Origin of the sequence: Hyphomonas sp. TMED31, from assembly GCF_002172815.1 — a bacterium.
Lineage (GTDB): Bacteria > Pseudomonadota > Alphaproteobacteria > Caulobacterales > Hyphomonadaceae > Hyphomonas > Hyphomonas atlantica.
Genome location: NZ_NHCK01000008.1, coordinates 1 through 21105, shown reverse-complemented (window position 1 = coordinate 21105; position 21105 = coordinate 1). Strand labels below are relative to the sequence as shown.

The following is a 21105-nucleotide window of genomic DNA, read 5'->3' as shown; positions in this document are numbered from 1 at the left end:
GCGGCTTCCGGGGCCGCCGCGCCAATGCTAAGTCCCGCGCATGACAGCCATCGCGNCCATCAGTTCCGGCCCCATCGACCTTGCGATCAGCTTCCTGCGCAAGGGCGGTCTCGTCGCCATGCCGACAGAGACAGTCTACGGGCTNGCCTGTGATGCGGCGAACCCTGACGCCGTAACCCGGCTCTACACGGCCAAGGGCAGGCCGCGCTTCAATCCGCTGATCGCCCATGTCGCAAATCTCGACATGGCGCAAAAGGAAGCGGTCTTCTCCGAAGCGGCGCTCGCGCTGGCAAGCGCCTTCTGGCCAGGTCCCTTGACGATCGTGCTTCCCGTCGCGCCAACGGGGACCGTCTGCGACCTTGCCCGCTCCGGCCTGGAGACCATTGCCCTNCGCATGCCGGCGCATCCCGGNGCGCGCCAGTTGATCTCCGGCTTCGGCCGTCCTGTCGTCGCGCCGTCCGCCAACAGGTCAGGGCATATCAGCCCGACCCGCGCGGANCACGTCAAAGCTGACCTTGATGGNAAGCTGGATCTGATTCTGGATGGCGGCCCGTGCAAACAAGGCATCGAGTCCACCATNGTGTCCTTCGTCGGCGACCGCCCCGTCCTGCTTCGAGCTGGCGCCGTTGAAACCTCCGCACTTGAGGCTTTCCTCGGCGCTCCGCTTGCCCGTGCGGGCGAGGAGGACGGCATTACTGCGCCAGGTCAGTTGAAAAGCCACTACGCGCCAAATGCCCGCATGCGCCTCGACGCCGACGCCCCTGAAGAAGGGGAGGCCTGGCTCGGCTTCGGCTCAGACACCCACGGCGGCGCGAATTTGTCACCAGAAGGAAGCCTCTNCGAAGCGGCGGCAAATCTCTTCGCCATGTTGCGCCAACTCGATGCGGTGGCTGACAGGATCGCCGTAGCCCGCATTCCCAATGAAGGTCTGGGCGAAGCCATCAATGACCGTCTCGCGCGCGCCGCTCATCGCGACTGACCCAATNCCCCACTGTTTGGTCATCGCATTCACGCTTCAGAATGGTTAGATTGTCCCACATGACACAGCTCAGCCCCGACTTTCTCTCCGCCGCAAAAAGCCTGCTCGGCCCAAAAGGGTGGAGCACGGAGGCAGAAGACCTCGAAAAGGTCGTCAGCCCCTGGCGCGGGACCTACAAGGGCGAAACACCGTTNCTCGCGAGGCCAGCGACAACCGTNGANACGGCAGAGTTGGTGANGCTCTGTAATCAGCACGGCGTTGCGATCACACCGCAAGGTGGCAATACAGGTCTGGTCGATGCAGGCACGCCCCACGGCGAAATCTGCATTTCCATGCAACGTATGAATGCGGTTCGGTCGCTGGATGCCTTCAACAACTCAATGGTCATCGAAGCAGGCGCGCCACTCGTCACTGCGCAGCAGGCGGCCGAAGACGCCAAACGGCTCTTCCCGCTCTCGCTCGGCTCTGAAGGCACAGCAACCATTGGCGGTCTTATCTCTACCAACGCTGGCGGTGTAGCGGTGCTGCGCTATGGGATGATGCGAGACCTGATCCTCGGGCTTGAAGTTGTTTTACCTACCGGCGAAATCTGGAATGGCTTGTCCGGCTTGCGCAAGAACAATACCGGCTATGATCTCAAGCAGCTGTTCGCAGGCGCGGAAGGCACGCTGGGCATCATCACAGCGGCAACCCTCAAACTCTTCCCGCAAGTGCAACGCGCCAGCGCCTGGGTGACCTGCGCGTCTACGGACGATGTCGTCAAACTGCTCGCTCTTGTCCGTGATCATGCGGGCGACACTGTGACGAGTTTCGAGATCATTCCGGCAAATGCTGTTGCCATGGTGCAGGCAGACGTACCGGACACGCGCGACCCGTTACCTTCGGACCTGCCATGGCGCGTGTTGATGGAAGTTTCCATGTCGCGGGAAGATCATGCCCGCGACGTACTGGAAGGCGCACTGGCGTCGGCCTATGAATCCAATCTCGTCGCCGATGCCGTGATTGCCGAAAGCGTCGCGCAGGCCGATAGCTTTTGGCACATTCGCGAAACCATCCCGCTTTCCAAGCGCGCCTATGGCACAGCGCTCAATCAGGATATCTCCGTTCCGATCAGCCGTATTCCGGACTTCATCAAGGCCTGCAATCAAGCGGTGCTTGAGCAAGTGCCAACAGCGGAGTTCGTGATTTTCGGACATGTGGGTGACGGGAACCTGCATTACTCCGTCTGCGAACCGGGCAATGCGGCCCAACCTGTTCTGCGCGGGCAGGATGCGGCAGTGTTTCGTATCATCTATGATCAGGTGATGAGCTTCGACGGCTCCATCAGCGCCGAGCATGGCGTCGGGCGCCTGAAGCGGGACGAGTTGGAACGTATCCGCCCCAAGGCCGCCACCGAAACGATGCGCGCCATCAAGCGCGCACTCGACCCGGCCAATATCATGAATCCCGGCCGCGTCATCAACACCTGATTTCTGCTTGAGTTCGCTGGAAATGCCGATAGCCTTCCCTCGGAAGGGGAGACGTATCTTATGCGCTACACGATTTTTACGCTCGGCACGCTGGCACTGACGACTGCTTGCAATCAGCCTTCGCCGCCCATGGCCGGAGGGCCGTGCAGCTATGAGANGTCCGTCATCACGGCAATTGTCACGGAAGTCGATGAGGATGGCGCACTGTTTGAGGGCGATGACGGAGAATTCTGGGTCTCTGACGAATATCTTGGCAGCCTGCCGGAAGTCGGTGAAACCCTTACTCTGAAGCGCGACCGGATTACCGAAGGCACATGCACACCGGAAATGTATTGGGTTGTNGATGCTGACACCAGCGATCAGGACTAGTCTGCCCCATGAAACCGCCCAACAGCGTCGAAAGCTTGTCAGAGTTCGGACGCACACGTTTGTCAAAATCCTTTTTCATGCGCGACTTTCTGTTTTCGGATATCGCTGCAGTTCATNGCTTTTNAAACGCCCCCGACGATCCCGACCTTGCCATCNCGGCTGGCACGAAGCTTTGCACGGAACTGCTAGAGCCCCTGCAGGACGTATTCGGTCGCATTGCCATCCGGTCCGCTTACAGATCTCCTGAAGTCAATGGTTTCGGCAACCAGATGCAGCGCGAAAGGAAAAAGGGCTACAATTGCGCATCGAATGAAAGCAATTTCGGACACCATATCTGGGATCGCCGCGACTCAAACGGGCATATGGGCGCGACGGCCTGCATCGTGATCCCCGCATTTTATGACGCGTTCCATGCAGAAGGGGACTGGCAGAAACTGGCTTGGTGGATTCACGACCATTTGCCNTACTCAACCCTGTACTTCTTCCCGAAACTCTGGGCCGTGAACATTCAGTGGCATGAAAAACCGGAACGCAAGATCGACAGCTANACCAAGCCCCGCGGGCGCTTGACTGACCCGACCAAACCGAACCATGCCGGATCACATGAAGCAGACTGGGCCGCGCTGANAGATGTATTCCCGAACGCCTGACCTAGCTGAGCGCAGCAGCAATCTGGGCATGAGAGGCAAACACGCGATGTGCGCCTGCTGACAACAAGCGCTCTCCGAGGCCTGCATCCGCGTGACCGCCACCAACAAACCCCCAGGCCGTCATTCCAGCGGCACGTGCGGCCTTCACGCCGTTCACACTGTCTTCAATCACGACACAATTTTCGGGGCGCGCATAGATTTGCCCTGCCGCGTAGAGAAACAGGTCAGGCGCAGGCTTTCCGTTTGTGACCAGGTCGGATGAATAAACATGCGGGGCAAACGCCGCATGGAGCCCGGTCAGCTGAAGCTTCCGCACGAGCTTTTCCGCCTCTGACGAGGAGGCCACCGCTATTGCGCCCGCAAATGCGGCGACTGAGTCCAACACGCCTCCAATCGCGGTCAAATCTGTCTCGAAGCGACGCCATATCTGCGCCTGCAAATGGTCCGCAAAATCCTCCGGTAACGGACGTCCATTGGAAATCGCGTCTGCCGCAAGTGCAGCATGGAAGTCTCGATTGTGAAGCCCGACAAAACGCGACACGAACGTCTCAAACGGATAGTCCAGCCCCCAGCCAGACAGCATCTCCCGCTCTACGGCAATGGAAATTGTCTCGGAATCGACCAGCACGCCATCACAGTCAAAGATCAGCGCGTCCATGCCGCTCGTTTTCCTAACCACGACGCCCAAACAAGCGTTCGATATCCGCAAGCTTCAGTTCCACATAGGTGGGCCTGCCATGATTGCATTGCCCGGAATGTGGAGTGGCCTCCATCTGACGAAGCAGCGCATTCATCTCTTCACCGTTCAGACGACGCCCGGCCCGGACCGATCCGCGGCATGCCATATTGCCCATGACTTCCTCGAACCGCTCCTTGAGCGCAAGACCCGCATCATACTCCGCAAAATCGTCCGCCAGATCACGGATCAGTCCCATCGCATCCATCTCACCGAACAGGGCCGGGGTCGCCCGCACACAGATCGCCCCNGAACCGAATGGCTCGATCTCCAGGCCAAGTTCAGCCAGTTCCTCTGCACGCTCCAGCACCCGGGCGGCCTCATCCTCAGAGAGCTCCACCACATCTGGAATCAGCAGCGCCTGTCGTTTCACACCGCCCGCCGCCATCTGGCGCTTCATGTCTTCGTAGACGAGGCGCTCATGCGCAGCGTGCTGGTCAACGATGACAATTCCATCTGCCGTCTGTGCGATTACATAGGTCTCGTGCAGCTGCGCCCGTGCGACACCGAGCGGAAAGTCCGGCTGCGCCCCATGCGTAGCGCCTGCATCGGGCTCAACCCGCGCCGAAGGTGCCGCATCGTGCCGGTAGATCGGCGGCGGCGCTTCACTCAGACCATGCATATGGGGCGGTGGTGTCTCCATGCCAGAAGGCGGAAGCGGCTGATCCAGATCCGGTCCGACCGGCTGGCGATAATAGGAAGAGGGCGACGCCTGGCGCTCNGGCGCGGANGGGACCGACCAGAGATTGGGCGAGGTCGCCTCTTCAATCTTCACCTTGCCGAGCGCATAGTTCGCCACCGTGGTCGAGGCGCGATGTCCGGCGGCGGCAAGCGCATGGCGCAGCGCGCCAATCATCAGCCCCCGCACATTTCCGGCGTCGCGGAAGCGTACTTCAGTCTTCGCCGGGTGNACGTTCACATCCACATATTCCGGATCAAGGTCCACGAACAGCGCTGCGAGCGGATGCCGGTCCCGCGCAAGAAAATCCTGATAGGCCGCGCGGATCACGCCATTCAGCATGCGGTCCTTAACGGGCCGCCCATTCACGAACAGGAATTGCATCTGCGCATTACCACGGTTCAGCGTGGGCAGGCCCGCAAAGCCGCTAAGCCGTACACCTTCGCGCTCGGCATCAATCTCCAGCGCATTCTCGCGGAAATCCCGTCCCATGATGGCGCCCAAACGGGCAAGTTGACCAGACGCACCTTCAGCCTCGGCGCCGTATCTGAGCGAGTTGCGCCCGTTATTCTCCAAAGAGAACGCGACATGCGGATTCGCCATCGCCAGACGCTTGACCGTATCCGTCACGGCCATGCTCTCGGCGCGCTCGCCTTTCATGAATTTCAAGCGGGCGGGGGTTGCGTAAAACAGATCGCGCACCTCGATCCGCGTGCCCGTTTCACCGCGTCCCGTGAAGGCCGCCGGGCGGGGGCCTTCCATTCGTCCCGCTTCGACAAACACTTCGGCAGCATCCTCACCCGCCGCACGGGACGAGATGCTACACCGGCTGACTGACGCGATTGACGGCAGCGCTTCGCCCCGGAAGCCCATCGTATGGATGTTCAGCAGGTCAACACGCCCGCCCGCATCCGGCACGAGTTTTGAGGTGGCATGCCGTTCCAGCGCGACCAGCAAATCGTCGGCGGACATGCCACAGCCATCATCCTCGATGATGATGCGCTTCAGGCCTCCAGCCTCGATCGAAATGGAAATGCGCCGCGCACCTGCGTCGAGCGCATTCTCCACCAATTCCTTTACCGCTGCTGCCGGGCGCTCAACGACCTCGCCCGCCGCGATACGGTTCACGACGTCGGGGGGAAGTTTGCGAATTTCCGGGCGGGATCGAAGGGAATCAGCCATCTGCACAGGATAACGCGGTGCAGGGGCTTTGTCCCTGCCCGGCCTCAGACACCTGCTTGTATGACAGCATCTGCCATCGGGCGTCCAGTTGACGCAGGCCGGTTGCTTTACGCTTGGTTACCCCACAAAGTGCGGCTGGATATATCCTGGAGCCCTATTCTCTCATGAAGACGACTATTTCCCTCGCTTTTGCCTCCGCACTTCTGCTGACAGCCTGCGGAGGCTCTGATGCGCCCGCATCGGACGCAGCCCCGGCAGCACCGCAAGCTGAAGCTCCCGCTGCATCCACTGCCCCAGAAACAACGCCTGCCGCAGTCACCGAAGCGGCTGCGGATGCAACGTCGCCATTCGCAGCCCTGCCCGCGCCGTACAACACGGCTGATTATGCGCGCGGTCGCCGCACCTGGAAACTCTGCCAGTCTTGCCACATCACCGCCGAAGGTGGCGGGCACCTCGTCGGACCAAACCTTCACGGCCTGTTCGGTCGCGAAGCTGGTGCGCTGGAAGACTTCACCTATTCTCCCGCACTTCAGGAAGCCGATTTCACCTGGACCCCGGATCAGGTGGAACATTGGCTGGAAAACCCGCGCACTTTCCTGCCCGGCAACCGCATGACGTTTGCAGGCGTCCGCAAGCCTGACGACCGGATCGCCGTGGTTGCCTATTTGATGAGCGAGACGGGATACGTGCCAGAGGCCGCCCCTNCAGCGGAAGAGGCCCCTGCCGAATAGGGGAGCGACAGGGGAGAGTCAGCGCCGGAAGACGATGGAGAGCAACACAGAATGCTCATCAAAGTCTCCGGCGAACTCTTCCCGATATCCGACAGCCAGGTCTGCCCAATCGAAATGGTAGCCTAGCTTNGTCTCATACTTGTTTGAATCAGCAGATTTGTTGCCGCGCTCGATCCAGAGTTGCTGGCTGAGGAAGATGCTGCGCCAGAGATCGACACCATAGCCAAACTCTGCGCGTTGCCGTGCGCAGCCATCTTCATGCCGGATCGNGACGAGATCCGCGAACGTGTAGAAGTTTCGTCCGCCGCGCACACCGGACAGGCCGCCGCTCACGCGAAGCTCAGCGCCCCANTCATCGCACGCAAACACNCCGCCCAGNGAATTGCCGTGNACCACACCGCCTTCAACGCCCACAGCCCACCCCTTATGGGAGACGAGCTGGCGGCGGAGCGTGCCGCGCCAGAATTCCTTGTCGAACTGACCGCCAAGTTCATAGGCGACGGCCTCTGACTTCGCCGTTACGGTCCAATTGCGCGCAAAGCCATACTCGCCGTACAATTCGACCCGGTTGCCACGAATGCCTTCGAGCTCTTCCTGAGTGATCGCAGCAGAAGCGTACCAATCGCCAGGTGCCTGAGCCCACGGCCCGGCAAATGCCACGTCTGGCCAAGCCAGCACCAATCCCAATACCCCGAACGCCCTCATTCAATTGGGAATAGCAAGAAATCACCGGTTGAAAACCACTTTCTTTCTCGTTGCGCGCATGAAAAAGCCCTCGCGGATCAAGGCGAGGGCTCTTGTCAGTGTATCTTCGATCCGAGCCTTAGAGGCGGAAACGGATCTGGTCAGACCAGAAGCGCTCCAGCCGCGAGATGGTCTTGTTGAGTTGCGAAAGGTCATCCGGACGGACACTGGCGGTTGGCTCCAGCGCGCCAGCCTGCTTTTCAAACAGGGCCTCTACGCGCTTGCGCACTTTCAGGCCGCGTTCGGTAAGGCTCAGCGTCACGGTGCGCTTGTCATCCTCAGAGCGGGTCTGGATCAGATAGCCGCCTTCCTGAAGCTTCTTGACGTTGTAAGACAGGCTTGTTCCGGCAAAAGCACCGCGGGCACGCAGAACGGAAGCCGGGGCTTCACCTTCGCCAATTTCGTACAGCAGCAGCGCCTGAACGCCTGTCAGCGACCGTTCGCCACCGCGCTCCAGATCGTCCTTCACAACATCATGAAGACGACGGTGCGCCTGTTCAAGCAAAGACAAAGACTTCAGGAAAGATTCGCCCAACGAAGAGTTCGCAGTTTCCTGCGTTTCAGCAATCATCATTTTCACCACCACTCAATTATTCACTCAACTTTTGTTGTAGTTTGAGTAGAAGTACATGATCATTCCTAATGAATTGATAAGCATACCCTTTCTACAAGAGTAGAAGGTTAACAAACGGCCGAATACATTAACCGTTACTTTTGCGTAACGAATTGGGCCGGCCTGCGATGTCCAATATTAAGCGTATTCGTTCAGGCGAACGCGTCTGCGGCGCTGTGGCCCTGATATTTGGGGCTCGGGCCGTGAACATTCTCTTCAGCCCGGCTGTCGATCAACATGAAGACAAACACGACGAGGCCACCGACATACGGAATGAAGTTCAGCAGATACATCCAACCGGACAGATCCTGGTCGTGGAACCGCCGCACGGTTACAGCGATGCCGGGAATGATGTTGTAGAGCAGCCAGAGCCCGGTGAAGAGCGGCAGGAAGTAACCATCATCCGCATCTTCAATTCCAAAGATCGAGAGTGTCAGGATCGTATCCAGAATAATCGTGACAATGAATGCAAGTAGATAGAAGAGAATATAGCCCCAATACTCCTGCCGGCGGGCGCGGCCATTGAACTGGAAATAGTTCTTCGAAAGAGTTCTCAGGAAATAGGTCCAGATGCCGTCACTCTTCACTGCCGGTGTGTGAGCATAGGCTGGCGCGGCATATGTCGCGGGCGCCGCCGCCGGTTGAGGCGCCGAAGCGGCTGGCGCAGGTGCATCAGCCGCCGCCTTCAGCATGTAGATGTCGCGCGCTTCATCTCCCATGCCAATGAAATCCACCACATGGCCTTGAGCCAATCGGCTTTCGTCACGGACCTGCGCCTGCGAGAAGCGATAGCGCTGGCCATCATCACCAAGGATGATGCCGAGCCCGTCAGCCGTGTCTGCTTTCAATACTTGCCCGCGCATGGTCACTCCTGATCAGCCATTTACCCAGAAGTGTGAGTACTCTGACCCGGCGGTAAAGCTCAATCCCCGAAGGTCAATTCATCTGGGCCAAGCGGCTCGAAATACTTGGCGATGTCTTCGTCGCTGACATCTTCGAGCCGTGAAGGCCGCCATTTCGGGTCATTGTCCTTGTCGATGATCACGGCGCGCACGCCCTCAAGGAAGTCATGGCTTTGCACCTTGCGCCACCCGATACGGTATTCCATGCGCATATTGTCTTCGAATGTCGCCATCTTGCCGCCTTCACGTACCTGGCGTAGCGCAACCTTCACGGTCTCCGGGGATTTCGTGCGCAGCGTGGCGACCTGCTCGGCGGCCCAGTCATCGCCATTGGCCTCAAGCGCTGCAACAATCTCTTCGGCAGTGTCCTTGGCAAAACATGTATCGATGACATCACNGTGCGCCTCGAAACTGCCGGGCGGCACAGNATGGGTCAGACCACGTAAAATTTCGTTCAGCATCTCGGCAGCGCCGACNGAGAAATCGGCGGCNTCGATCTGCTTCTTNAGGTTCGNAATCAGTTCCGATGGCAANTAGTGCGTCGCAACGCGCGCCGCNGCGACGTCACTGCCCTTGAGGCGCGCNCCGGTCAGCGCCAGCCAGGTACCGAGTTCGCCGGACAGGCGCGGCAGGAACCAACCACCCCCGACATCAGGAAACAGGCCAATTCCGGTTTCGGGCATGGCAAACAGGGTGCGCTCGGTCGCCACGCGGTGCGAGCCATGCACAGACAGGCCGACGCCTCCACCCATGGTCACGCCATCCATGATGGCCAGCACAGGCTTCGGGAACGTCTTCAGCGCGGCGTTCATGCGATACTCGACGTTGAAAAAGGCACGCGCCTCGCTGGCATCGCCGGCGCCGCTTTCGGCCAGCATACGAATATCGCCGCCTGCACAGAAGCCCCGCGTATCGGCTTCATGGTCAATCATCACAAGATAGACAGTCGGATCGTCGGCCCAGCGCTCCAGCGCCGACAGAATTGTCTCGCACATTGGCGCATTCAGCGCATGCAGCGCCTTTGGACGCGTCAGCGTCATGCGGCCCACGCCGCGACGGACGCTGACCGATACCTCATTCGACATANTNTATCCCTTCGTCTCCGCCAGCCCTNGCTGGTCTCGTATCTGCGACACTACCCCTACAGGCGTCGGGCCGCCGATCAAGCCCGGAGCGAAGGCTCCTGTCAGCGCGGGGTCAATGCAGAGCACAGCCTTCCAGCGTGATNCGATGCATGACGCGCCGCTGGCCGTGATANTCATTGAGGGCCCAGTGCCAGGTCGCGCGATTGTCCCAGAACGCAACCGATCCGGGCTGCCATTTGAACCGATGCGCAAATTCCTGCTGCATCGCATGCGCGTAGAGTGTGGAGAGNANTTCCTTCGATTCCTCTTGCGNCATGCCGACGATACCGGTCGTGAAGGCTGGATTGACGTAGAGCGCCTTCTTGCCGCTGAGCGGGTGCGTGATCACGATGGGATGCGTCACGTCTTCCAGCACATCTGCGGCCGCCGCNTTGCCAATCCGGTTCCCGCCCGCATCGGTTGTGTTGTAATAGGTCTCCTTTCCGGTCCCGAAGATATGATGCGCAGAATGAACGGCCCTCATGCCTTTCAGACGCGTTTTCATATCATCGTCCAGGGCATCATAGGCGCNGTACATGCTGGCAAAGAACGTGTCCCCGCCGGTCTCTGGCAGGTCACGCGCAACGAGGATCGAACCCATCGCCGGCTCGACATCGTAGGAATGATCCGTGTGCCATCCGCCACCGATATTGTCTTTCTGGTCCTTCTCTTTCACCACCATCGCGATCTGCGGNTGCTCGGGGTGGGCTGCGAAGAACCGATTCACATTGATCGGAGCCCAGCGCTCGGCAAACCGGATATGGTCCCGCTCGGACAACTCCTGATCCCGGAAGAAGATCACCCCATGCTCTGCATAGGCTGTGCGGATATTCTCGAATTCATGTTCGGTGAGACGACGCAGATCGACGCCGGTAATCTCTGCGCCGACGCCGGGCAGTTCCTCGATATTCATGCTTTCCTCCCGTCGGGCCTTTTGGCCTCTATACGGGAAGTTTACAGCGGCGCACCAAAGGGGGAAATGCCTTCCGCAAGGGAAGCGTTATTGGAGAGGCCCAAGCAGCGTATCGCAATGCCAGCACGATTCCGCACTGCCAGCCCCAATCGGGCTGCCCGGTGGAATGTCCACCGCTGACGACGACGGCAACGCAGCAGGTGACGGCCGATCCAGATGCGCCGCGATACGACGGCCAAGCTCAGCGCGCACNGCAGTGTCGCTGGCCGCCATCCGGCGCTGNCGTTTCGAGAGTCGGTCTTTCAGCGAACTCAGATACGCATTTGTCTGAGCTACCGCCGCGGGCGTCGCTGCTGATGATGCAGACAGTTCAATCAGGGTAGAAACATAGCGGATTTGCTCGCGGTGGAGAATGCCCGCTTGTCTTGGTGTCTCCGCACCANCGAACAGCGTCGCCTCGACCTTGGCGAGAACCTCGCCATAGCCAAGCGCCTCCGCATCTCGTCGCTGCGTTTCAATCAGGCGAGCGACACGCTGGGGATGAAAGAGCGCACTCAGAGTCTGCGACGCGGACGTATCCGCTGCCGTCAGCAGGTCAAACATCGCGCCTGTCTCGCCCGGGAAATACTCGGCCCCCGCACCCGCACCTCGGAAAGACACAAGCGGCGGCGTCAACAGGTCGAGCGTATCGTTCGGCAGGTCCAGCACCGCTGGGTCGAGCGTCGCCACCAGCGCGTCCAGCGCTGCGCGTTGCTGACTGGCCGGGACCGGTGCACCGGCGGCATCCGCCTCACCGGTTTCGGCATAATGGAACTCATACCCGCCAATCATCTTGGCGGCCGCATTCACCTGATACCGATGGTAAAGGTAGATCGGCACGATCNCCGCGCGCAGGCGTGAGGTCGGCTCCCCGGACTGCAACACGTTCAAACCGAAGTTTTCCAGTGCGACATCGCGCACCTGCATCACATTCAACAACGACGCGACGGGGTCTGCGCCATTGTCCCAAACGCTGGCATAGGGATGCGCCGTACCGACGCCGCGCCCTTGCGGATCATCAATATAGCGCAGCCCGCTGGCGCGTGCGGACTCAAGCAGNGCGTCCCCCGCCGCANTCTCGTCCACACCTTCCGNATACTGCCGATAGAGCCACATCGTGGTAACCTTGTCCCACTCACCGATACCCACATCATAGGCAGCGGAGAAATCGAGATCACCGCCCTGCCCGACGCGCACGAATGGCGCGGGATAATCCATCACCGAAGCGCGGTCATTCGACGACGCCGCGAAATTATGCGCGAAGCCGAGCGTATGGCCCACTTCATGCGCCGACAGTTGCCGAATGCGTGACAGCGCAATTTGCACGGGATCATTCGCCTCGCCCATGCCGGTCTTTTCCGCGCCAGCAAGACCTTCGAAGATCATGCGATCCTGGCGCACGCGCTGACTTCCGAGGATAACATTTGCCTTCAGCATTTCGCCCGTACGCGGATCGGTCAGGCCGCCCCCATAGGACCAGCCACGCGTCTGGCGGTGCACCCACTGGATCACATTGTAACGCACGTCCAATGGATGCGCGCCCTCTGGAAGCACTTCAACACGGTAGGAATCCGGGAAGCCCGCCGCTTCAAACGCGTCGGCCCACCAGGACGCCCCCTCAATCAGAGCGTCGCGGATTTCCTGCGGTGCCCCTGAGTCGACATAGAAGACGATCGGCTCTTTCGCCGGGCTGAACTCTGCGGTCGGGTCCTGTTTCTGCAGGCGAAACCGGCGCGCAAAGGACTGGCCGACCTGCCCGGTCAGTGGCGCAGAGAAATCATAATAGCCGACATCAATCGCGCCGCTGCGCGGATCGAACATGCGCGGCGTGTAGCCATCATCCGGCAGCCGCACGAGCGATGTGTGCTGCACAAGGGTCACAGACCGCGCATCCGCTGCCGTCGCCCAGACTTCTGCCTTTGGCTCATCACTGGTCAGCGTCAGGAAGGCGTCAAACTCGACATTGTCAGGAAAGGCCAGCGCAGCCGACACATCCGGCATGGACAGATCCTTTGACACCTGAAANGNGCCNCCCTTGGGGTGTTGCTTCAGTGTGGCGCGCACATCCATCGTGTCGCGCGTCAGATAGGTCGACAGGTCCACCAGCAATTCGCCCTCAGGCCCGGTGCCGAGGATCTCACCCGACCAGACAAAACTCCGCGCAAAGGAATCCCGCACCGCCTTGCGCTCCAGCGGATTGTCCGCGCTCGCGCGATAGGCCCAGTTCTCGATCTCCGCGACGACCTTCTCACCGACCTTGCGGAAGGCCACGATCTCACCGCCATTGGCGCGGCCTCGGTCAAGGCCGATCGGATTGGACCCGAGGCCCGCCGTCAGCCCCGTCGCCTGAATGGCGCGAAGGGATACGCCGTCCTCATCAGGCGCAGGCAGCGCGACCAGAACGCGCCCGCCTTCCGCATCGAGGTAGAGATCAACAAACCCATCCTTGTGGGCCAGCGCCGCGATCTCTTCCGACCAATCGCCCGTCTGCGCCCATGCAAACGGCACGAACAGCGCCGCAACCAGCGCCAAACCAATTCCCTTCAATCCCCGCACGCGACACCTCCTCCAATCCGCCAATACTCGGCCTGCAGGCTGCCGCAGATCGTGGCAGGGTTCAATCGCTTTCGAGGATTCAGGCGCAGAGGTGCGTCAGCCCGCCAGTTCAGCCATCACAGGTCTGCGTATCGCGCATGATGCCGACCTTTGTCACCTTGCCGCTCTTGTTGTCGACGCCGAAATAGATGTCGCTGTAGTCGTAAAGCGTTTCATCGCCCTTGGTGACAACGCATTTCGGCTTGCCATAGGCCCCGCGCGCCAGGATCTGCTCCGCGCCGGTCCCGACACCTATATCCGTGCGATAGCGCGGGTCACGCGCGATGATCCAATAAACCTTTTCATCCGCTGCGATGACGAGGCCGTCATAGGTGTAGGTCGTCGCTCGCGTGCCTTCGATGGGGGTCGTGTGGCGCGGCGTGCCCTTCACAGCAAACAGCTCGATCAGGCTCATGCCCAACTCGACCTCTCCGACGCGCTCACCCCGGACGATTTGATTGTCATTCAGATTGGGCGGCGCACTGGCGCACGCGCCCAGCACTGCAAATCCGGCCACAACCGACAGCTTACGGACCATACGCATTGCGGCCCCTCCTGTTCCTGCACTCTACCAGGACTCAAGAACACCGCAGCCACCGCGCCTTGTCCAGACACGGACGGCATGAATTCAGGCTCCGCACACGCGAAAACGCTATAAATATCGGTAATGTTCGGAAAATTGCCCGAAAGGCCTAGTCCTTCAGCATGTCCCGCGAGATGATGACGCGCATGATCTCGTTCGTACCTTCCAGGATCTGGTGCACGCGCAGGTCCCGCACAATCCGCTCCACGCCATAATCGGCCAGATAGCCATAGCCGCCATGAATCTGCAGCGCGTCATTGGCCACCTTGAACGCCGTGTCTGTCACGAAGCGTTTCGCCATCGCGCACCACCGCGTCGCATCCGGCGCCTTTCGGTCCAGCCGCCCGGCAGCCTCATACAGCATTACCCGCGCGGCCTGCAGCTCGGTCTCCATATCGGCCAGCTTGAACGCGGTGTTCTGAAAGCTCGCAATCGGCTTGCCGAACTGCTCACGCTCCTTGGCATAGGCGACCGCCTTGTCGAGGGCCAATTGCGCCCCGCCCAGCGCGCAGGCGGCGATATTCAGCCGNCCGCCATCCAGCCCGGCCATCGCAAAACGGAAACCGTGGCCTTCCTCGCCAATCCGGTTTGCGGCTGGCACGCGCACGCCATCCAGAATGACTTGCGCGGTCGGCTGGTTCTTCCATCCCATCTTGCGCTCATTCGCGCCAAAGCTGAGGCCGGGCGTGTCCTTCTCGATGATGAAAGTGGAAACACCCTTCGCCCCATCATCAGAGGTGCGCGCCATCAGCACATAGACATCGGACGTGCCCGCGCCGGAGATGAATTGCTTCGTGCCCGTGATGACATAGTCGTCGCCCTCGCGCACCGCCCGCGTCTTCAGGCTGGCGGCATCCGAGCCTGCGCCCGGCTCTGTCAGGCAGTAAGACGCGATCAGTTCCATCGAGGTCAGCCGCGGCAACCAGGCCTGACGCTGCGCATCAGAACCGAACGTGTCGATCATCCAGCTCGCCATATTGTGGATCGAGATGAACGCCGCCGTGGACACATCCCCATAGGAAAGCTGTTCGAAGATCAGCGCCGCATCNGTNCGCGTCAGNGCGCTGCCGCCCACNTCTTCCGACACATAGATGCCCGCAAAACCAAGTTNTGCGGCCTGTTTGATCACATCCACAGGAAAATGGCTGTCGCGGTCCCAGGCCTCGGAATGGGGCNGCAATTGCGCCTCTCCGAACTTCCGGGCCATGTCNTGGATCATCAATTGTTCGTCGGAAAACAAAGCACTCATTGTTAATNNCNCGTTTTTTNGCNTAANANGTTTCNANNGGAATTGANTGNGCNGCNCNNAANGTCAATGCAACANGCCANCACACGCATATGGAATCGACGACGCGCGCGCGTCGGATGTCGACGCGCTGATCGACGTGGATTGTGCCGCCAGCACGCTGTTTGCGCCCACGGGCCTGCTGTCTGAAGAGGCGCTGAGCGATCATGTCCCCGCCGAAGTGCTCACCCACGCCGCGGACACGGGCGACCTGTTCACAGTCCGCGCCGCCGAGGGCAAACCGGTGGGATTCGCGCTCGTCTCCCCGCGGGGCGGCACGCTCTATCTGGACCAGATCAGCGTTCACCCGGACCACGGACGCAAGGGGCTTGGCGCGGCGCTGCTGGGCCGTGTCGTGGATGAGGCCAAGAAGCGCAAGATCCGCCGCATCACGCTCTCCACTTTCCGCGACCTGCCGTGGAACGGCCCCTTCTATGCCCGCCACGGCTTTCGCGAGATCAAGCGCAATGACATGGCCGAGTGGATGCTGGAACTGGAACGCATTCAGGCGCAGGATCTGGATATCACGAAGCGCTGTTTCATGGTGCGTAAACTTGGCTGGTTGTAGACGCGCCGTTTTTCCATCATTGAGACTCGCATGACCCATTTTCCCCAGGCCTTCCCGGCCACCCGCATGCGCCGCCTGCGTCAGGCACCCTGGATTCGCTCGCTCGCTGGCGAGAACGTCCTCACCCCGGCAGACCTGATCTGGGCCGTGTTCGTGCATGATGGCGAAGACCGCATGCCGGTCGGTTCCCTGCCCGGCATTGACCGGCTGAGCGTGAAGGACGCCGCCAGGGCCGCCATTCGCGCGCGAGAGCTTGGCATCCCCGCCATTGCGCTGTTCCCCTACATCGGCGCGGACGGGAAGGACGAGACCGGCTCTGGCGCGCTGGACCCGGACGGGCTTGTCCCCCGGGCCCTCAAGGCCATGAAGGATGCCGCGCCGGAAGTGGGCCTGATCACCGATGTCGCGCTCGACGCTTATACCAGCCACGGCCATGACGGCCTGCTGGACGAAGACGGCACAATCCCGAATGATGCGACCACGGAAAAACTGGTCCAGCAGGCGCTGGTCCATGTTGGCGCGGGCGCCGATATCGTCGCGCCGTCAGACATGATGGATGGGCGCATCGGCGCGATCCGTAGCGCGTTCGAGGAGGAAGGCTTCACCAACCAGATGATCCTCGCCTATGCCGCCAAATATGCCAGCGGGTTTTACGGCCCCTATCGCGACGCCATCGGCTCGGCCACCGCGCTGAAGGGCGACAAGAAGACCTATCAGCAGGACCCCGCCAATTCAGACGAGGCCCTGCGCGAAGTTGCGCTCGACCTGGCCGAGGGCGCCGACATGGTGATGGTCAAGCCCGGCCTTCCGTATCTGGACATTGTGCAGCGCGTCAGCTCCACCTTCGGTATGCCGACCATCGCCTACCAGGTCTCCGGCGAATACGCCCAGATCAAGGCCGCCGCCCAGAATGGCTGGATCGACGGCGACCGCGTCATGATGGAGTCGCTCATGTGCTTCAAACGCGCCGGCGCCAGCGGCGTGATCACGTATTTTGCGGAAGAGGCGGCNGAGAAATTGGGCGGGTAGCCTTACGCGGACTCATCCTGAGCGAAGTCGAAGGATGCGAGGGACACAGCGCTCATNTCTTCACCCCGCCAGACGCAGGCGCTTCGGCTGGTCCGGCAGCGTCGCGGCGCGCTGGCTGATCAGNACCGAAGCGAGGATGATGCCGGTGGCCGCNACCTGGCCGGGGCTGAGCGCCTGACCGAGAAACACCCACCCCAGCACCACAGCGGACACAGGGCTGAGAAAGCCCAACGTCGAGATGGCCGACGGCGCGATCCGGTCCACGCCGCGAAACCAGACCGCATAGGTCACCGCCGCGCCGATCAGGCTGAGATAGGCCATGCCGCTCCAGTTGCGCGCGGTGAAGACCGGCACATCCGGCTCGAACACCAGCGCCACAGGCACCAGCAACAGGCCGCCCGCCGTCAGCTGCCAGGCCGTGAAGGTTAGCAGCGGCACGGGTGGACGCCAGCGACGGCTCATCACGGTGCCGCCTGCCATGGCGACAGCCGCGCCGATCCCTGCCGCGATGCCGACCGGGTCCAGCGCCGCCGTCGGCGTCAGCAGGAGCAGCGCGACGCCGCCCATGCCAAGCACCGCCGCAAACACGACCAAGATTCGGATCGGGATGCCCAGCATCAGGCGGGACAGAAACACGACGGCCAGCGCCTGCACCGCCCCGACCGTGGCCGCAACACCGCCCGGCAGGCGATAGGCTGACACGAACAACAGGGCCCAGAAGATCGCAAAGTTCAGCGCGCCCAGTACAAGAATGCGCACAATCCAGTCCCGCTCGGGCAATTGCCGCACCAGCAGGAGAAGCAGCAGCCCCGCCGGCAAGGCCCGCAGCGCCGCTATCGTCAGCGGAATATCCGGCGGCAGGAATTCGGTAGTGATGATATAGGTGCTGCCCCATATGACGGGCGCAGTCGCTGTCAGCAGGATATCGGATTTCGTTGGCATGGTGAGGGTTCTCGGGGCAAATCGGGACGCAGGATCGGCCTTGTCAGTGGTCTGAATTCAGCGGGAAGGCGACCGGGCGCATGGGGGCGGCATCCGCGCCGCGCAGCTTGAGAGATCCACCGACAAAGGCGAATTCGAACACTCCGTCCCGTGCCAGGTCTTCGAGGAAGACCAGCTCCATGATCGGCACGCCCATTTGCGCCAGCAGATAGGTGTGCAGCGGCACGTAATTGTTTTCGATCTCGGACGGAAACGCCTCGAAGCTCAGATTGTCCGCCCCGAGGATCATCGCGCCGCCCTCTTCGACAAGGAATTTCGCAGCCTCCAGGCCGAGGCCCGGCGGGTTGGCCATGTAGCGTTGGGCCTCTTCATAGACCTGCATCCGACCGGTCCGGATCAGCACGACATCCCCGCTGCGAAGATCCGTACCCTGCCGGTCAAGCGCAGCCTCGATGTCGGCCCGCGTGATACGGTAACCATCCGGCAGCATGTCGAGGCCTTTTGCGGCGGCGACATCCACCAGCACGCCGCGCGCCACGATTGGCGGGATCGTCTCGGCGCCGGTCTTCATCCATCCCCGGTCGCCCAGATGTTCCTCGGCGCGGAAGCCATTGTAGATTTGCCCGCCAATGCCGAAATGGTTGAACGCGTCGATATGCGTACCGGTATGTGTGTACATGGAAATAGCCGAGCCGGTGTAACCAACATGCCCATTCATCTCCCGGCCCACGCCCATCGGATCGTCGATCTCCGTGCCATGTGGCGTGTGGGTCATCCAGATCTGGTAATGCGGGTCCCCCGCAGCCTGCCAACTCGGCATGCCGACAAAATAATCGACTGAAAGATCATAGACCCGCTCGGCGGACACGCGGGACATAATGTCGGCGCGCGAGGCGGGCGTGATCAAATTCAGTCGACCGAGTTCATCGTCCGCGCCCCAGGGGCTTTCGCCCACATGGTTCTGCGCCGAGGCGACGCCGCTCAAGGTCGATCCCACTAACAGGGAGGCCAGGATGTGTTTGATAGTCCGAAAGCTCATGTCGGGCTCCTGTGTCTTCGCTTGGCGGGAAGTTGGAGCTTTTCGTGTCAGGTGATAATTGCTGATATTATCGAAAGACTATTTCCTTTGGGTGGACAATGGACCGTTTCTCCAGCCTCACGGTGTTCCGGCGCGTCGTCGAGCGCGGCAGTTTCAGCGCCGCCGCGCGTGACCTGAACTATTCCAATGCAGCTGTCAGCAAGATGGTGAAGGATCTCGAAGCCGAGCTTGGCGCGCAGCTGATCGTGCGCACCACCCGGTCGCTGCACCTAACCGAGATCGGCCAGACCTATTTCGACCAGGTGTCGGACCTGCTGGACGGGCTCGCTGCGGCCGATGAACAGGTCCGCGCCGACACCGGCACGCCGCGCGGACGGCTCCGGATTGCGGCGCCCATGTCCTTCGGGCTCGCCACGGTGGCGCACATGCTGCCGCGCTTTGCGGCGCGCTATCCGGACATCCGGATCGATCTGGTCATGAATGACCAGTTCGTTGATCTCGTCGATGGGGGATTCGACCTGGCAATCCGCGGCGGCGCGTTGGCGGATTCTAGCCTCAGGGCCCGCAAGCTGCTCGACATTCGTCGCATCCTCTGCGCGGCGCCAGACTATCTGTCCCGCCACACACCGCCCGCCACACCGAAAGACCTCGTCCACCATGCCTGCCTCGTCTATTCCGGGGCACAATCCCCCGACATCTGGCATGTGCACAACGGCGCGGATCAGGCCGCCATCCCGGTCAGGTCCGTGTTTCGCGCCAACAGTTCGCTGGCTGTGCGCGAGGCCGCCCGGTCCGGCCTTGGCATTGCGCTGGTGCCGGACCTCTATGTCCGCGATGCATTGTCGTCTGGCGATCTGGTCCGGATACTTCCAGATTGGGACGGCGCGCCGCACGCTCTGTTCGCCCTTTATCCCGCCCATCGTGAGCAATCCCTGAAGCACCGGCTCCTGATCGATTTCCTCGTCGAGGAATTCGCCGGGCTTACATCGGCCCGAGCCTGACGCGATTGTTCGCTCGTGGTGAAGAGTCTTGTTCCGCGATGGCCGCTTTTGCCGCGTGCGCCAATGCTTAGTTTGGCCTCCAGTCAATCTGGAGAACCCCATGCCTATACTTGTTTCCATCGTCTACCATTCCGGCTATGGCCACACATCCGTCTTGGCCCGGAGCGTTGAGTCCGGCGTCGTCGCCACGGAGGGCGCTGACCCGCACCTCATCGATGTCACACAAATGACCGACCGGTGCTGGGAAATCCTGGAAGCATCCGATGCCATCATCTTCGGTTCGCCCACCTATATGGGCGCAGTTTCAGGCCCCTTTAAAACCTTCATGGACAAGACGTCCGGCATCTGGTTCCAGCGAGGCTGGCAGGACAAGCTCGCCGCCGGCTTTACCGTGTCCAGCTCACAAGCCGGCGACAAGTTCGCCACGCTCAGTCAGCTTGCCACGCTGGCCGCCCAACACGGCATGCTCTGGGTCAGCCTCGGCCTTGCGCCAGGCAACAACGCCTCCACCGCCTCGATCAATGACATCAACCGGATAGGCGGGTCTCTAGGCGTAATGGCGCAGGCGAATGCGGATCAGGGCGGGGATGTTGCGCCGCCAGCGGCAGACCGGGAAACCGCCCGCCTGCTGGGTCAGCGCGTTGCCGGGCTGGCGGTCCGGTTCGCCCAGGCCGCCCAGCTCGAAGCTGTAACGATCTGACGGCTTATTCCGCCAATCCCTCAAAATATCCCATCAGCATTTGCAGCGTCAGCTCCCTTGCGCGCTCTGGCGGTTTTCCGATCAGTGTACCGAGGGAGGGGCCGAACAGGCCGGTGCCGAGGGCGAGGGTAACGCTCATCAAGATCATGTCTTCGGCAAGCTCTGACGGGATGCCGCCTTGGCTGATCTTTTTCTGCGCGACATCCCGAACCGCCTCGCGCACCACGGTCAGG

18 protein-coding genes and 2 pseudogenes are annotated in these 21105 nt (G+C 61.1%); 8 read left to right on the top strand and 12 right to left on the bottom strand.

Going from position 1 to position 21105, the window contains the following annotated elements:
• The first annotated feature begins 40 nt into the window (after positions 1 to 40).
• The 3 genes from CBB91_RS00970 to CBB91_RS00960 all read left to right on the top strand — a co-directional run bounded on the left by CBB91_RS00970 (position 41) and on the right by CBB91_RS00960 (position 3467).
• Entirely contained in the window at positions 41 to 979 is a 939-nt protein-coding gene (locus tag CBB91_RS00970) for an L-threonylcarbamoyladenylate synthase (protein WP_273011173.1), read from the top strand.
• Positions 980 to 1038: 59 nt separating this feature from the next.
• On the top strand, positions 1039 to 2448 hold the full coding sequence (locus tag CBB91_RS00965; RefSeq protein ID WP_273011170.1) for an FAD-binding oxidoreductase: 1410 nt from the start codon (positions 1039 to 1041) through the stop codon (positions 2446 to 2448).
• Positions 2449 to 2825: 377 nt separating this feature from the next.
• The gene (locus tag CBB91_RS00960) at positions 2826 to 3467 is read left to right on the top strand and encodes a hypothetical protein (RefSeq protein WP_345906695.1); all 642 of its coding nucleotides are present in this window, start codon (positions 2826 to 2828) and stop codon (positions 3465 to 3467) included.
• A 1-nt stretch (position 3468) separates the two neighbouring features.
• Here CBB91_RS00960 and CBB91_RS00955 read toward each other — a convergent pair whose 3' ends face one another.
• Both CBB91_RS00955 and mutL read right to left on the bottom strand, forming a co-directional pair.
• Positions 3469 to 4125: an HAD family phosphatase gene (locus tag CBB91_RS00955; protein ID WP_273011168.1), complete on the bottom strand. Its 657-nt coding sequence runs from the start codon at positions 4123 to 4125 to the stop codon at positions 3469 to 3471.
• A 13-nt stretch (positions 4126 to 4138) separates the two neighbouring features.
• On the bottom strand, positions 4139 to 6064 hold the full coding sequence (mutL, locus tag CBB91_RS00950; RefSeq protein ID WP_035553250.1) for a DNA mismatch repair endonuclease MutL: 1926 nt from the start codon (positions 6062 to 6064) through the stop codon (positions 4139 to 4141).
• A gap of 164 nt (positions 6065 to 6228) precedes the next feature.
• On the opposite strand from mutL, the gene CBB91_RS00945 reads away from it, so the two are divergent.
• The gene (locus CBB91_RS00945) at positions 6229 to 6795 is read left to right on the top strand and encodes a cytochrome c family protein (RefSeq protein ID WP_273011166.1); all 567 of its coding nucleotides are present in this window, start codon (positions 6229 to 6231) and stop codon (positions 6793 to 6795) included.
• A gap of 823 nt (positions 6796 to 7618) precedes the next feature.
• Here the strand turns inward: CBB91_RS00945 and CBB91_RS00940 are convergent.
• From CBB91_RS00940 to CBB91_RS00910, 7 genes are all read right to left on the bottom strand, one after another.
• Positions 7619 to 8113 (bottom strand): MarR family transcriptional regulator, encoded by a 495-nt coding sequence (locus CBB91_RS00940; protein WP_155841897.1) that lies wholly within the window; start codon positions 8111 to 8113, stop codon positions 7619 to 7621.
• Between the two features lie 191 nt (positions 8114 to 8304).
• On the bottom strand, positions 8305 to 9015 hold the full coding sequence (locus tag CBB91_RS00935; RefSeq protein ID WP_272983046.1) for a DUF805 domain-containing protein: 711 nt from the start codon (positions 9013 to 9015) through the stop codon (positions 8305 to 8307).
• Between the two features lie 59 nt (positions 9016 to 9074).
• Entirely contained in the window at positions 9075 to 10139 is a 1065-nt protein-coding gene (locus CBB91_RS00930; RefSeq protein ID WP_273011164.1) for an enoyl-CoA hydratase/isomerase family protein, read from the bottom strand.
• Between the two features lie 112 nt (positions 10140 to 10251).
• Positions 10252 to 11091, bottom strand: coding sequence for a TauD/TfdA family dioxygenase (locus CBB91_RS00925; protein WP_273011162.1), 840 nt, complete (start codon positions 11089 to 11091; stop codon positions 10252 to 10254).
• A gap of 87 nt (positions 11092 to 11178) precedes the next feature.
• Positions 11179 to 13686 (bottom strand): zinc-dependent metalloprotease, encoded by a 2508-nt coding sequence (locus CBB91_RS00920; RefSeq protein WP_273011160.1) that lies wholly within the window; start codon positions 13684 to 13686, stop codon positions 11179 to 11181.
• Between the two features lie 109 nt (positions 13687 to 13795).
• Positions 13796 to 14269 (bottom strand): hypothetical protein, encoded by a 474-nt coding sequence (locus CBB91_RS00915; protein ID WP_272983050.1) that lies wholly within the window; start codon positions 14267 to 14269, stop codon positions 13796 to 13798.
• Between the two features lie 148 nt (positions 14270 to 14417).
• A complete protein-coding gene (locus CBB91_RS00910) occupies positions 14418 to 15557 on the bottom strand; it encodes an acyl-CoA dehydrogenase family protein (protein ID WP_273011157.1) in 1140 nt (379 codons plus the stop codon).
• A gap of 46 nt (positions 15558 to 15603) precedes the next feature.
• Between CBB91_RS00910 and CBB91_RS00905 the strand changes: the two are divergent.
• A pseudogene (locus tag CBB91_RS00905) lies at positions 15604 to 16161 on the top strand (GNAT family N-acetyltransferase).
• Positions 16162 to 16191: 30 nt separating this feature from the next.
• On the top strand, positions 16192 to 17190 hold the full coding sequence (gene hemB, locus CBB91_RS00900; protein WP_273011154.1) for a porphobilinogen synthase: 999 nt from the start codon (positions 16192 to 16194) through the stop codon (positions 17188 to 17190).
• Positions 17191 to 17250: 60 nt separating this feature from the next.
• Here the strand turns inward: hemB and CBB91_RS00895 are convergent, their stop codons facing one another.
• Positions 17251 to 18132 carry an EamA family transporter gene (locus CBB91_RS00895; RefSeq protein WP_035553222.1) on the bottom strand — a complete coding sequence of 294 codons (882 nt, stop codon included), beginning with the start codon at positions 18130 to 18132 and terminating at the stop codon, positions 17251 to 17253.
• Between the two features lie 43 nt (positions 18133 to 18175).
• Positions 18176 to 19171: a cyclase family protein gene (locus CBB91_RS00890; protein ID WP_035553218.1), complete on the bottom strand. Its 996-nt coding sequence runs from the start codon at positions 19169 to 19171 to the stop codon at positions 18176 to 18178.
• A gap of 98 nt (positions 19172 to 19269) precedes the next feature.
• Here CBB91_RS00890 and CBB91_RS00885 point away from each other — a divergent pair, with 98 nt between their 5' ends.
• The gene (locus tag CBB91_RS00885; protein ID WP_273011150.1) at positions 19270 to 20172 is read left to right on the top strand and encodes a LysR family transcriptional regulator; all 903 of its coding nucleotides are present in this window, start codon (positions 19270 to 19272) and stop codon (positions 20170 to 20172) included.
• A 100-nt stretch (positions 20173 to 20272) separates the two neighbouring features.
• Positions 20273 to 20872 carry a flavodoxin family protein gene (locus tag CBB91_RS00880; RefSeq protein ID WP_273011149.1) on the top strand — a complete coding sequence of 200 codons (600 nt, stop codon included), beginning with the start codon at positions 20273 to 20275 and terminating at the stop codon, positions 20870 to 20872.
• 4 nt (positions 20873 to 20876) lie between these two features.
• On the opposite strand, the pseudogene CBB91_RS00875 reads toward CBB91_RS00880, so the two are convergent.
• Positions 20877 to 21105 (bottom strand): annotated as a pseudogene (locus tag CBB91_RS00875) (TetR/AcrR family transcriptional regulator); the annotation flags it as partial.

Excerpts from the sequence above, each read along its gene's own strand:
- CBB91_RS00955 (WP_273011168.1), bottom strand. The coding sequence starts at position 4,125 with ATGGACGCGCTGATCTTTGACTGTGATGGCGTGCTGGTCGATTCCGAG.
- CBB91_RS00940 (WP_155841897.1), bottom strand. The coding sequence starts at position 8,113 with ATGATGATTGCTGAAACGCAGGAAACTGCGAACTCTTCGTTGGGCGAA.
- CBB91_RS00935 (WP_272983046.1), bottom strand. The coding sequence starts at position 9,015 with ATGCGCGGGCAAGTATTGAAAGCAGACACGGCTGACGGGCTCGGCATC.
- CBB91_RS00915 (WP_272983050.1), bottom strand. The coding sequence starts at position 14,269 with ATGCGTATGGTCCGTAAGCTGTCGGTTGTGGCCGGATTTGCAGTGCTG.
- CBB91_RS00890 (WP_035553218.1), bottom strand. The coding sequence starts at position 19,171 with ATGAGCTTTCGGACTATCAAACACATCCTGGCCTCCCTGTTAGTGGGA.
- CBB91_RS00885 (WP_273011150.1), top strand. The coding sequence starts at position 19,270 with ATGGACCGTTTCTCCAGCCTCACGGTGTTCCGGCGCGTCGTCGAGCGC.
- CBB91_RS00880 (WP_273011149.1), top strand. The coding sequence starts at position 20,273 with ATGCCTATACTTGTTTCCATCGTCTACCATTCCGGCTATGGCCACACA.